Source organism: Lentzea aerocolonigenes (assembly GCF_000974445.1).
Lineage (GTDB): Bacteria > Actinomycetota > Actinomycetes > Mycobacteriales > Pseudonocardiaceae > Lentzea > Lentzea aerocolonigenes.
On record NZ_BBOJ01000005.1, the window covers coordinates 449112 to 460797 of the forward strand.

General features: G+C 68.1%; 10 protein-coding genes. 9 read left to right on the forward strand and 1 reads right to left on the reverse strand.

The features are described 5' to 3' along the window. Positions 1–107 precede the first annotated feature (107 nt). From AOM45_RS12760 to AOM45_RS12780, 5 genes are all read left to right on the forward strand, one after another. Positions 108–932, forward strand: a complete 825-nt coding sequence (locus AOM45_RS12760) for a hypothetical protein (protein ID WP_156094448.1) — start codon at positions 108–110, stop codon at positions 930–932. 142 nt (positions 933–1074) lie between these two features. Next, positions 1075–2766 carry a sodium:solute symporter family protein gene (locus AOM45_RS12765; RefSeq protein WP_030473696.1) on the forward strand — a complete coding sequence of 564 codons (1692 nt, stop codon included), beginning with the start codon at positions 1075–1077 and terminating at the stop codon, positions 2764–2766. 11 nt (positions 2767–2777) lie between these two features. After that, positions 2778–3026: a hypothetical protein gene (locus AOM45_RS12770; protein ID WP_030473695.1), complete on the forward strand. Its 249-nt coding sequence runs from the start codon at positions 2778–2780 to the stop codon at positions 3024–3026. 199 nt (positions 3027–3225) lie between these two features. Next, entirely contained in the window at positions 3226–4230 is a 1005-nt protein-coding gene (locus tag AOM45_RS12775; protein WP_156094447.1) for a DUF3558 family protein, read from the forward strand. A gap of 76 nt (positions 4231–4306) precedes the next feature. Beyond that, positions 4307–5812 (forward strand): aldehyde dehydrogenase family protein, encoded by a 1506-nt coding sequence (locus AOM45_RS12780; protein ID WP_030473693.1) that lies wholly within the window; start codon positions 4307–4309, stop codon positions 5810–5812. 59 nt (positions 5813–5871) lie between these two features. Here AOM45_RS12780 and AOM45_RS12785 read toward each other — a convergent pair whose 3' ends face one another. Beyond that, positions 5872–6867: an ABC transporter substrate-binding protein gene (locus AOM45_RS12785; protein WP_030473692.1), complete on the reverse strand. Its 996-nt coding sequence runs from the start codon at positions 6865–6867 to the stop codon at positions 5872–5874. A 143-nt stretch (positions 6868–7010) separates the two neighbouring features. Here AOM45_RS12785 and dhaK point away from each other — a divergent pair, with 143 nt between their 5' ends. The 4 genes from dhaK to AOM45_RS12805 all read left to right on the forward strand — a co-directional run bounded on the left by dhaK (position 7011) and on the right by AOM45_RS12805 (position 11664). Continuing rightward, positions 7011–8003 carry a dihydroxyacetone kinase subunit DhaK gene (gene dhaK, locus AOM45_RS12790; RefSeq protein WP_030473691.1) on the forward strand — a complete coding sequence of 331 codons (993 nt, stop codon included), beginning with the start codon at positions 7011–7013 and terminating at the stop codon, positions 8001–8003. Position 8004: 1 nt separating this feature from the next. Further along, positions 8005–8643: a dihydroxyacetone kinase subunit DhaL gene (gene dhaL / locus AOM45_RS12795; RefSeq protein ID WP_030473690.1), complete on the forward strand. Its 639-nt coding sequence runs from the start codon at positions 8005–8007 to the stop codon at positions 8641–8643. 53 nt (positions 8644–8696) lie between these two features. After that, complete coding sequence (dhaM, locus tag AOM45_RS12800; RefSeq protein ID WP_051784773.1) at positions 8697–9347, forward strand: dihydroxyacetone kinase phosphoryl donor subunit DhaM; 651 nt, start codon at positions 8697–8699, stop codon at positions 9345–9347. A gap of 541 nt (positions 9348–9888) precedes the next feature. Then, the gene (locus AOM45_RS12805; RefSeq protein WP_030473688.1) at positions 9889–11664 is read left to right on the forward strand and encodes a 3-hydroxyacyl-CoA dehydrogenase family protein; all 1776 of its coding nucleotides are present in this window, start codon (positions 9889–9891) and stop codon (positions 11662–11664) included. Positions 11665–11686: the final 22 nt, after the last annotated feature.

The window sequence follows — 11686 nt, forward strand, 5'->3', positions numbered from 1 at the left end:
CGTTCAACGCGGCCACGCTGTCAGTGGCGGCGTTGGGCGTTCTCGTCGCACTGGCTGGAGCATTTTTCGCCTGGCGTGCGCTGTTTCCTCCGAGACGGCGCCTGACCGTGACCGAGCAGTCGGTCGTCTCCATGCTGTCGAACGCCTCGCACGAGATGACCGGGGTCGAGGTCACCCGCGGCGGCCAGAAGCTGGTCGACCCGCACATCGTCTCCGTGACCGTGAACAACGCCGGCCGGCACGCGGTGACCAGCGACCACTTCGACCAGGGCCGGCCCGTGGTGATCGACCTCGGTGTACCTGTGATCGAGGTCATCAAGTCCTGCTACGGCGGGAAGTCCGGCTTCGTCGACGTCAGGTGCTCGGTGAACGGCACCGCGGTCGCGCTCGGGCCGGACCTGCTGCCGCGCAAGTCCGAGCTCGTGGTCCAAGTGCTGACGAGCGGTAGGCCCAAGCTGACGTCCGTCGACCACCGGCTCGTCGACACCGCCGTGCAGGTGGTCGACCGAGGCCGTGAGGTGTTCGTCACCCCGCGTGTGGCGCTCGGTGCCGCGGTTGTCGGCATGGTGGTCTCGACGCTCGCGGGCGCGTGGGCCATCAAGGACATCAAGTTCCCGCCGATCGTCCAGATCGCACCGATCACCAGCAGCGGGGTGGTCGAAGAAGGTTCGTCCGCCGTCGTCCTGGGTGTCGGGTTCGCGGCGGACGAGCGCGTCCGCTACGCGATCACGGACAGACAGGGCCAGGTGCTGCGCCCCGGCGCGGAGATGCGCGCCGACTCGGAGGGCGTTCTCCGGATCCCGTTCATCGCACCGGTTTTCGACGACGTGGGGCGGGCGGCGTCCGCCGCACCCGCGAGAACCCTCGTCTTCGAGATGGTGCGTGAGGACGGCGCGAAGGTGGCCGAGCCGTTCGTTCTCGTCGGCGTGTAGCCCCAGCGCCGGACTTCATTGAGCGCCCCACATCACACCGTGGTTTGGTGATCACGCACACGGGGTAAGACCCCACGCACCTGGAGTAACGTTCCCTCCTGGTCGGTGATGTTCGACTTTGTGGAAGTCTGGGAGGTGGGCGGTGTCGGTGTTGGCCGAGGCGGACCTGCGGCTCGACGCGGGACCGATCGACTACGCGTTGCTCGTCATCTACTTCGTGGTGGTGCTCGGCATCGGCGTGATGGCGCGACGATCCGTCTCCTCCAGCCTCGACTTCCTGCTGTCCGGGCGGTCGCTGCCGGCGTGGGTCACCGGACTCGCGTTCATCAGCGCGAACCTCGGTGCGCTCGAACTCATGGGCATGACGGCCAACGGTGCGCAGTACGGCATGGCGACGGTGCACTACTACTGGATCGGCGCCATCCCCGCGATGGTGTTCCTCGGTCTCGTGATGATGCCGTTCTACTACGGCTCCAAGGTGCGCAGTGTTCCCGAGTTCATGCGCCGGCGGTTCGGCAAGCCCGCTCACCTGGTCAACGCCATCAGCTTCGCCGTCGCGCAGATCCTGATCGCCGGCATCAACCTGTTCGCGCTGGCGGTGATCATCGACGCGCTGCTCGGGTGGCCGCTGCCGGTGTCGATCGTGGTCGCGGCGCTGGTGGTGCTCGCCTACACGACGTTGGGTGGTCTCAGTGCCGCCATCTACAACGAGGTGCTGCAGTTCTTCGTCATCGTGGCCGCGCTGGCGCCGCTCACGATCGTCGGGCTGATCAAGGTCGGGGGCTGGCAGGGGCTGGTCGAGAAGGTCACCGACAAGGAACAGCTCAGCGCGTGGCCCGCGACAGAACTCACCGGAATCGACAATCCGGTGTGGAGTGTCATCGGGTTGGTGTTCGGTCTTGGCTTCGTGCTGTCGTTCGGCTACTGGACGACGAACTTCGCCGAAGTGCAGCGCGCGATGAGTGCGAAGTCGATGTCCGCGGCCAAGAGGACGCCGATCATCGGTGCGTACCCGAAGGCGCTCATCCCCGCGATCATCATCATCCCGGGCATCATCGCCGCGGTGATCGTGCCGGAGATGGCACAGCTCAAGTCTGGTGACACGAGCAGTGGCGTCGTCTACAACAACGTGCTGCCACTGCTGATGCGCGACCTTCTGCCCAACGGCATCCTCGGCATCGCGATCACCGGTCTGCTGGCGAGCTTCATGGCCGGTGTAGCGGCGAACGTCAGCTCGTTCAACACCGTCTTCACATACGACCTGTGGCAGGACTACGTGAAGAAGGACCGGCCTGACGAGTACTACCTGAGGGTGGGGCGTCTGGCGACGGTCGGTGCGTGTGTGTTGGCGATCGGCACGGCGTTCATCGCGGCGGCGCTCGGCGGGTCCAACATCATGGACTACATCCAGGCGTTGTTCTCGTTCTTCAACGCGCCGTTGTTCGCGACGTTCATCGTCGGCATGTTCTGGAAGCGGATGACGCCGACGGCCGGTTGGGTCGGTCTGCTCGCGGGCACGTTCACCGCGATGTTCATCTACGCGATCTCGGAGCCGTCGTTCGGCATCAAGTGGCTGGAACTGCCCGGTCAGGGCGCCAGCTTCCTCGGCGCGGGTCTCGCGTTCGTCGTGGACGTCGTCGTCTCGGTCGGCGTCAGCCTGGTCACCCGGCCGAAACCGGACAGCGAGCTCGTCGGGCTGGTCTACAGCCTGACGCCCAAGAAGGACAGGTCGCACTCCACCACCGGCGAGGACGCGGGCTGGTACCGCTCGCCCGCCCTGCTCGGCGGCGGAGTGCTGGCGCTGACGACCGTTCTCTACGTCATCTTCGGCTGAGGGAGGCCGTCATGAGGTTGTTCGACCTGCGACTGATCATCGCTTTCCTCTTCGGCCTGTACGGCGTCGTACTGGTCGTCGTCGGTCTCGGATTCACGTCCGACGACGACCTGAAGAAGGCCGAGGGGGTCAACATCAACCTGTGGGCCGGCGTAGCCATGGTGGTGCTGGCGGCGGCGTTCGCCGCGTGGGCGACGTTGCGGCCCCAGTTCGCCAAGACGGCGACTACGACTGCGGACGACCTGGGTAAACGGGGTTGAAGGCCTCGATCGTCCACGCGTCGAGCCAGTTGAATGCGCGGCGAATTCGGTTGCGCACGTCTCTCCTTCTTCTCGGGGTCTTCACCAGGTACATCGCGTTGATCTTCTGAATCGTTCCCGTAGCGCTGCGTGACATGTGCCACGAGGGAACTCGGGGTACTGCCCACGAGCGCGCGCGAAGGTCGCTACCGTGCACGTCGTGCCTCGTTTTCGTGCCACCGCCGTGGTCGCCGCCGCCGCGTTGCTGATGGCCGGTTGCTCCACCGGTCCCGGTCTTGCCAAGACCAACTCGCCGCGCCGCACCGTGCAGGCGGGCGCGGACGCGAGCTCGACCGATCCGTCGGTCAAGCCGTCGGCGCAACCGAACAAGCCGGTCGACCCGGCGTTCGCGTCGGAACGGCTGCGGCTGATCAACCCGTGCGCGTTGATCGAGAAGGAGCTGCTGCAGACGGTCGGCACGCCGTCGAAGTACTCGAGCAGCTCGTACACGCGCTGCTCGAACTACATGAAGGACAAGGCGGGCAAGACGCTCGCCATCACGCTGGACATCGGCTACACGTTGTCGTCCAGCGAGGTGAAGAACGCGACCAAGCAGCTCGCGGGTCTGAAGAGCGGTGAGCAGAAGCTGAGCAGCTCGTGCTTCATCACCGCCGTGACGCAGGAGAACCCGGCACAGGCCGTGCGCATCCAGGTCAGCGCAGGAGAGGGCGCCGCCGACCCGTGCGAGCCGGGGCGCAAGGTGCTCGAGGGCGCGGTGCGCAAGCTCAAGGGCAACCCGCAGAAGTACAGTCCGCCCAAGGGTTCGCCGGTCGAGGTCGACCCCTGCACGATCGTGGACAAGGCGACGCTCGCGCCCGTGCTCGGTGCCTCGCCGCGGAGCACGCCCTTCGGTCTGCACCAGTGCTCGTGGAGCGGCCAGAGCGCGCAGATGCAGCTCGAGTTCAGGACGACGCGCATCCCGAAGGACGGCAAGTTCGACAGCAAGTCCGTCGAGGTGGACCTCGGCGGCGTCAAGGGCTACCAGGCGTTCAAGGACAACTCGTTCCCGACCTGCGAGCTGATCGTGGTGCGCACGAAGGACAGCAGCGACGCCGGTGAGATCGCCGAGTTCACGGTGGCGGCGTCGAAGGAGAAGGAGCTCGACCGCTGCCAGGCGGCCCAGACCTTCGCGAAGGCAGTGCTTCCCAGCCTCCCCGCCGCCTGACGGGGCCAGGCGGGGGCTGAAACTTGGTGGAGTACGCGTTAGTGTCGTAGTTACTGGCGAGTACCTGGAGGGCCCCATGACGCAGACCGCTTCGGACAGCGCGCTGTCGGCCGATGGCGAGCAGCGGCGGTTCGCATCACTGGACCCGCGCACGGGTGAGGTCGTCGCGCACCACCCGATCCACACGGCCGCAGAGGTCGAGGACGCCGTGTCGTCGGCACGCGAGGCCGCCGCGTGGTGGGCGGGTCTGGGCTTCGAGGGCCGCAAGACCAAGCTCGACGCGTGGCGCAAGATCCTCTCGCAGCGCTCGGACGAGTTCATCGCGCTGATCAGCTCGGAGACCGGCAAGCCCGCCGACGACTCCCGCGTCGAGGTCGCGCTCGTCATGGACCACCTGCACTGGGCCGCGCGCCACGCCGGGCGCGTGCTCGGCAAGCGCCGGGTGTCCTCGGGCATGCTGATGTTCAACCACAGCGCGACGCTGGAGTACCGGCCGTTGGGCGTTATCGGCGTCATCGGGCCGTGGAACTACCCCGCGCACACGCCGATGGGGTCGATCTCGTACGCGCTGTCGGCCGGCAACGCCGTGGTGTTCAAGCCGTCGGAGTTCACGCCGGGCGTCGGCACGTTCCTCGCGTCGACGTTCACCGAGGCGGTGCCGGAGTACCCGGTGTTCCAGGTCGTCACGGGCTTCGGTGAGACGGGCGCGGCGCTGTGCGCGGCGGGTGTCGACAAGATCGCTTTCACCGGCTCCACGCGGACCGGTAAGAAGGTCATGGCCTCGGCCGCCGCGACGCTGACGCCGGTGCTGGTCGAGTGCGGTGGCAAGGACGCGCTGATCGTCGACGCGGACGCCGACCTGCACGCTGCCGCCGAGGCAGCGATCTGGGGCGCCGTGTCGAACGCGGGCCAGACGTGCGCGGGCGTGGAGCGGATCTACGTCGCGGAGGAAGTCGCCGACGAGTTCACCGAGATCGTCGTGAAGAGGGCGCGCAAGCTCAAGCCGGGTGGCGAGCCGAACGCGAACCTCGGGCCGATCACGATGCCGGCGCAGGTGGAGATCATCCGCGAGCACGTGCAGGACGCGATCGACCGCGGTGGCAAGGCGCTGGTCGGCGGGCCGGAGTCGATCAGGCCGCCGTACGTGGAACCCGTGGTGCTGACGGATGTTCCCGAGGACTCGCTGGCGATCACCGAGGAGACCTTCGGGCCGACCGTGGTGATCAACCGCGTGCCGAACGCGCTGGAGGGTGTGCGGCTCGCGAACCAGTCGAAGTACGGGCTGGGCGCGGCCGTCTTCTCCAAGTCGCGCGGTGAGGAACTGGCTTCCGAGCTCCGCGTCGGCATGGTGTCGGTCAACTCGGTGCTGACCTACGCGGCGATCGCGGGGCTGCCGTTCGGTGGTGTCGGCGACTCCGGGTTCGGGCGGATCCACGGCGAGGACGGGCTGCGCGAGTTCGCCTACGCCAAGGCCGTCACGAAGAAGAAGTTCGCGTCGCTGATCGACATGGCGACGTTCGACCGGTCTTCCATGGCGGGCAAGCAGATGCTGCGCCTTGCCCGGATGCTCTTCGGACGCTGAACGATGAACGGCGCATTTGTCCACGTGAGGTGGTCAAATGCGCCGTTCATCGTCAGCTGCTAGGCGCCCAGCTGCTTCTTGAGGTCGTCGAGGACCACGTTCGCGGCGAGCACGCCGAGGCCGAGGAAGTAGGTCTCGTCGAGCACGGGCTTGGCCTTGCCCGCCTTGACGGCGTTCAGGCCGGTCCACAGCGGACCGCCGACGACGGAGCCCTGCGCGGTCTTGGCCGGGTCGCCGTAGGTGGAGTAGACGATGAAGTCGGCGTCGGCCTTGCCGATCTGCTCCGCGCTCACCTCGGCGGCCAGGTCGTCCACCTGGGACGGGGTCGGCTGCGGGATCTTGGCGTCGATCAGGATCGTGCCGATGAAGGACTTCTTGGCGTACAGGCGGATCTTGCCCGGCATGAAGCGCAGTGCCGTGACGGTCGGGCGCACGCCGAGCTTCTTCTCGATCGCGGTGCCGGTTTCGGTGGCCTTGTTCGTGTAGTCCTCGAGCATCTTCGCGGCGTCGGCCTGGCGGTCGAGCGCGGCGGCGTTGAGGAGGAAGTTCTCCTTCCACACGTAGCCGGGGCGCACGCTGAAGACGGTCGGCGCGATCGCGGACAGCTTCGGGTAGAGGGCTTCCGCGCGCAGCTGCGAGCCCAGGATGAGGTCCGGGTTCAGCTTGGTGATCGCCTCGAGGTTGAGGTTGTTGATCGTGCCGACGTTCTCCGGGGTGCCGCCCTTGTCGCCGATGTAGGACGGCATGGTGGGCGAGCCGTCGGTGTAGGCGATACCGACGGGCTTGATGCCCAGCGCGACGACGTTGTCGAGCTCGCCGGTGTCGAGCACGATCACCCGTTCGGGTTTCTTCTCGAGCTTCGTCTCGCCCATCGCGTGCTTGATCGTGCGGGGGAACTCGCCCGGCTCGGCCGTGGTGCCGAAGCCGTTGCTCAGCTGCGTGGCCTTGCCGAAGTCCGCGCCGCCCTGGGCGACCGTGGGCTTGTCCGGCGTGCTCTGGGAGCACGCGGTGAGGGTCAGGGCGACCGCGACGAGCAGCGCTGCTCTCTTCGACACGACGTGGTTCCTCCACTACTGGCAGTGATGTTGACCTGCTTTTCTTAGGGCAGGCTAACGATAGCGGGGACGTTTGCCCGTTCCGAGTGTCAGACCCCCGGAGTAAGAAGGAACACGGTCACCGCCGATCGGGAGGTCCTTCGATGAAGAAGATCATCAATGATCCGGAAACCGTGGTGCAGGACGCGCTGCGGGGCATGCAGGCTGCCCATCCCGATCTGCTCTCCGTGCACTACGACCCCGCCGTGGTGGTGCGTGCGGACGCGCCGGTGCGGGGCAAGGTCGCGATCATCTCCGGTGGAGGGTCGGGCCACGAACCGTTGCACGGCGGGTTCGTCGGCCGCGGCATGCTCGACGCGGCCTGTCCCGGCGCGGTCTTCACGTCGCCGACGCCGGACCAGGTGCTCGACGCGGTGTCCCGGTGCGACGGCGGTGTGGGCGCGTTGCTGATCGTGAAGAACTACACGGGCGACGTGCTGAACTTCGAGACCGCCGGTGAGCTGGCGGAGTCCGAGGTGCGCAGCGTCGTGATCGACGACGACGTGGCGGTGAAGGACTCGCTGTACACAGCGGGTCGTCGCGGTGTGGGCGGCACGGTGCTGCTGGAGAAGATCGTGGGCGCGGCGGCGGAGCGCGGTGACGATCTGGCGGCGTGCGTGGCACTGTCCGAGCGGGTGATCGCCTCGGTGCGGTCGATGGGTTTGGCGCTCACGTCGTGCACGGTGCCGCACGTGGGTTCGCCCTCGTTCGAGCTCGCCGACGACGAGATGGAGATCGGCATCGGCATCCACGGCGAGCCCGGCCGCCAGCGCGTTCCGGTGGGGACGGCGTCGGAGATGGTGTCGGCGCTGCTCACCCCGATCGTGGAGGACCTGCCTTTCGAGGCTGGTGACCGGGTGCTGTTGTTCACGAACTCGATGGGCGGAACCCCGTTGATCGAGCTGTACCTGGCGCACGGCATCGCGGAGCAGTTGCTGGCCGATCGGGGGATCACGGTGGAACGCAGGCTCGTCGGCCCGTACATCACGAGCCTGGAGATGCAGGGGATGAGTCTGACGTTGCTCCGGCTGGACGACGAGATGGTCGAGCTGTGGGACGCACCGGTGCACACGCCCGCGCTGCGGTGGGGAGTCTGAGGTGGGGTGCACGGCGGCGGACGTCGTGGCGGCCCTGCGAGCCGCGACCGCGGTGGTGCGGGAACACCGCGACGAGCTGGTGCGCCTGGACCAGGCGATCGGCGACGCGGACCACGGCGAGAACATGAAGCGCGGCTTCACCGCGCTGCTGTCGCGTTTGGACGGTGAGGACCTCACGACTCCCGGCAAGGTGCTGAAGATGGTCGCCACCACGCTGATCTCGACGGTGGGCGGCGCGGCGGGCCCGTTGTACGGCACGGCCTTCCTGCGCGCGTCGGCCGCGGTGGGGGACGCGGCCGAGCTCGACTGCGAGGCGGTGGCGCGCGCGTTGCAGGCGGCCCTGGACGGCGTGGTGGCGCGCGGCAAGGCCGTGGTGGGCGACAAGACGATGGTGGACGCCCTGACCCCGGCCGTGGCCGCGGCCTCGTCGGTGAACGGTTCGGTGGCGGCAGTGCTGTCCGCGGCGGCGGACGCGGCAGCCGAGGGCGCCGAGTCGACCATCCCGATGGTGGCGCGCAAGGGCCGCGCGTCGTACCTCGGCGAGCGCAGCGCCGGCCACCTGGATCCGGGCGCGAGGTCGACGGAGTTGCTGCTGCGCGCCTTCGCGGACGCGGCACGGGGCGAGGGAGCGGCGACGTGACGGCAGCGTCGGAACCGGGCCGGGTGGGCCTGGTGGTCGTCTCCCACAGCGACATGCTCGCCAACGGCGTCGCCGAACTGGCCGCCCAGATGGCCCCGGACGTGGCTGTGCTCCCGGTGGGCGGCACCGAGGAGGGCGGCCTGGGCACCGACTACGGCGCGGTGGTGGAGGCCCTGGCAGACGCCGACTCCGGCAACGGCGTGGTGGTCCTCTACGACCTCGGCAGCGCCAAGATGACAGCGGAGATGGCCGTCGAATCGGCAGACGACCCGTCCCGCTACGCCGTGGTGGACGCCCCACTCGTAGAGGGCGCGGTGGCCGCCTCCGTAGCCGCCCAAGGCGGCGCCTCACTCTCCGACGTGGCCGCAGCAGCCGAAGGCGCCTCAGGCGAAACCCCGGCGGCCGCCCCCACCCGCCCCGCCCTGCACGTGGTACCCGACGCCGTGACGGCAGAGGTGCTCCTGACCAACGAGGTGGGCCTGCACGCCCGCCCAGCAGCCCTGCTGGCCCGAACCGTCGCCGAACTCGACGCCGACGTGGTCGTCCGCTACGGCGACGAGGAGGCGAACGCGGCCAGCGTCCTGGCGCTCATGGGCCTGAGCGCGCCGGGCGGCAAGTCGATCACCGTCGTGGCGACGGGCAAGGACGCGGGGGAGGCGGTGCGGCGCATCGAGGAGCTGGCGGAGAGGGGGTTCGACGACTAATTGCCGGTTCGAGCGGCGCCATGGCGTGGACGCTTGCCGGGGCGCGGTGAGGCGTGCGGAGACGCGGGCGTGGCGTGCGGAGATGCGGGCGTGGCGTGAGGCTGGGCGTAGAAGCGGCGGAGGTGGGGAAGCTCGGGAGGTACTGGATGGCGGCAGGCCGGTAGGCCTGCGACGACACCGGGATCAGATGCGGGCTGGTGTCCGTGATCGGCCTCGGGCGTTCGGGATCCGGGCACAAGCCCGTTGTGTCCGCGGACGTGATCGTGTGTGGGCACGTCTCGCGTCCGTTGGTCTGGCCAGCCGAGTCCCAGCACCCCACCAAAGCGGGTGAAAACCACCCCGTCCTCAACCCGGATGGCGCAACTCCCCGCTCCCCCACACGGGTTCATCAGGCAGAACTCACCGCAAAGGCGTTTCCTAGACCGATAACTGTTTCGATCCCGATGGCGAAGCTCACGGCCGCCCCGCACGTCAGGAGTGGCATAGTCGCCCGCAAGTTACTCCTTGGTAGCCCACGCTTTACCCCGCAGGGAGGTCTGCAGTGGCGCGCGAAATCAACACCGTCGGAGTCGTCGGCTTCGGAACCATGGGCGCGGGCATCGTCGAGGTACTCGCGCGCACCGGGCTCACGGTGAAGGTGGTGGAAGTCGACGCGGCCGGCGTCGAGCGCGGCCTCGGGCACCTCGAGCACTCGACCGCGCGGGCCGTCAAGCGCGAGAAGCTGACCGAGGACGAGAAGGCCGCGATTCACGGCAGGGTCACCACCAGCCTCGACCTGAAGACCCTCGACGGCTGCGACCTCGTCATCGAGGCCGTGCCCGAGAACGTCGAGCTCAAGGCCGGCATCCTCAAGGAGCTCGACGGGATCCTGGCGCCTGAGGCGATCATCGCGTCCAACACGTCGTCGCTGTCGATCACCGAGATCGGCGTGCACACCCGCAGGCCCGGCAAGGTCGTCGGGCTGCACTTCTTCAACCCCACTCAGGTGTTGAAGCTCGTCGAGGTCGTGCGCACGGTCGTCACGGAGCCGGACGTCATCACCGACGTGGTCGCGTTCGCCGAGCGGCTGGGCAAGTCGCCGGTCGTCATCGGGGACAGGGCCGGCTTCATCGCCAACGCGTTGTTGTTCCCGTACCTCAACCACGCGGTCAAGATGCTCGAGTCCAAGTACGCGACGCGCGAGGATCTCGACGCGGCCATGCGCTACGGCTGTGGGTATCCCATGGGGCCGTTGGCGCTGTTGGACCTCATCGGGCTCGACACCGCGTACGAAATCCTCGACACGATGTACCACCAGTCGCGCAACCGCCTGCACTCGCCGGCGCCGCTGCTCAAGCAGATGATCACGGCGGGGCTGCTCGGGCGGAAGAGCGGGCGCGGTTTCTACACCTACGACGGGCCGGACTCGCCTGTTGTCGTCAAGGACGCGCAGACGCCGTCCGAAGTGGACGGTGGTGCGCAGACCCGTGAGGTTCAGCGGGTCGGTGTCATCGGCACGGGCACCATGGCGACCGGTATCGCCGAGGTGTTCGCGAAGCGCGGGTACGACGTCGTGCTGCGGGCTCGGAGTCTCGAGAAGGCCGAGGCCGCTATCGGTGCGGTGCGCAAGTCGCTGGACCGCGCGGTGTCGAAGGGCAAGCTCGCGGAGGCCGACCGGGACGCCGTTCTGCAGCGGATCACGCCTGCTGTGGAGTTCGTCGAGCTCGCGGACTGCGACCTGGTCGTGGAGGCCGTGGCCGAGGAGATCGGCATCAAGAAGGAGGTCTTCGCGGCGCTCGACGAGGTGTGCAAGCCCGGCGCGGTGCTCGCGACGACCACGTCCTCGCTGCCGGTCATCGAGGTCGCCGCGGCGACGAGCCGTCCGCAGGACGTCGTCGGCCTGCACTTCTTCAACCCGGCGCAGGTCATGAAGCTGGTCGAGGTCGTCGAGACCATCTCCACGGGTGCCGACGTGGTCGCCACGGCCCGCAAGATCTGCCTCGACCTCGGCAAGCACCCGGTGCACTGCGGGGACGTGGCGGGCTTCATCGTGAACGCGCTGCTCTTCCCGTACCTCAACGACGCGGTGAAGATGCTGGAGGCCCACTACGCCGAGGCCGACGACATCGACAACGCCATGAAGGTCGGCTGCGGCCTGCCGATGGGGCCGTTCGCGCTGCTGGACGTCGTGGGTCTGGACGTGTCGCTGGCGATCCAGCGGACGCTCTACAACGAGTTCCGCGAGCCCGGTTTCGCGCCGGCGCCGCTGCTCGAGCACCTGGTCACCGCGGGCCGCCTCGGCCGCAAGACCGGCAAGGGATTCCGCGACTACTCGTGAGCCGCTCACAGGAGCACCATGT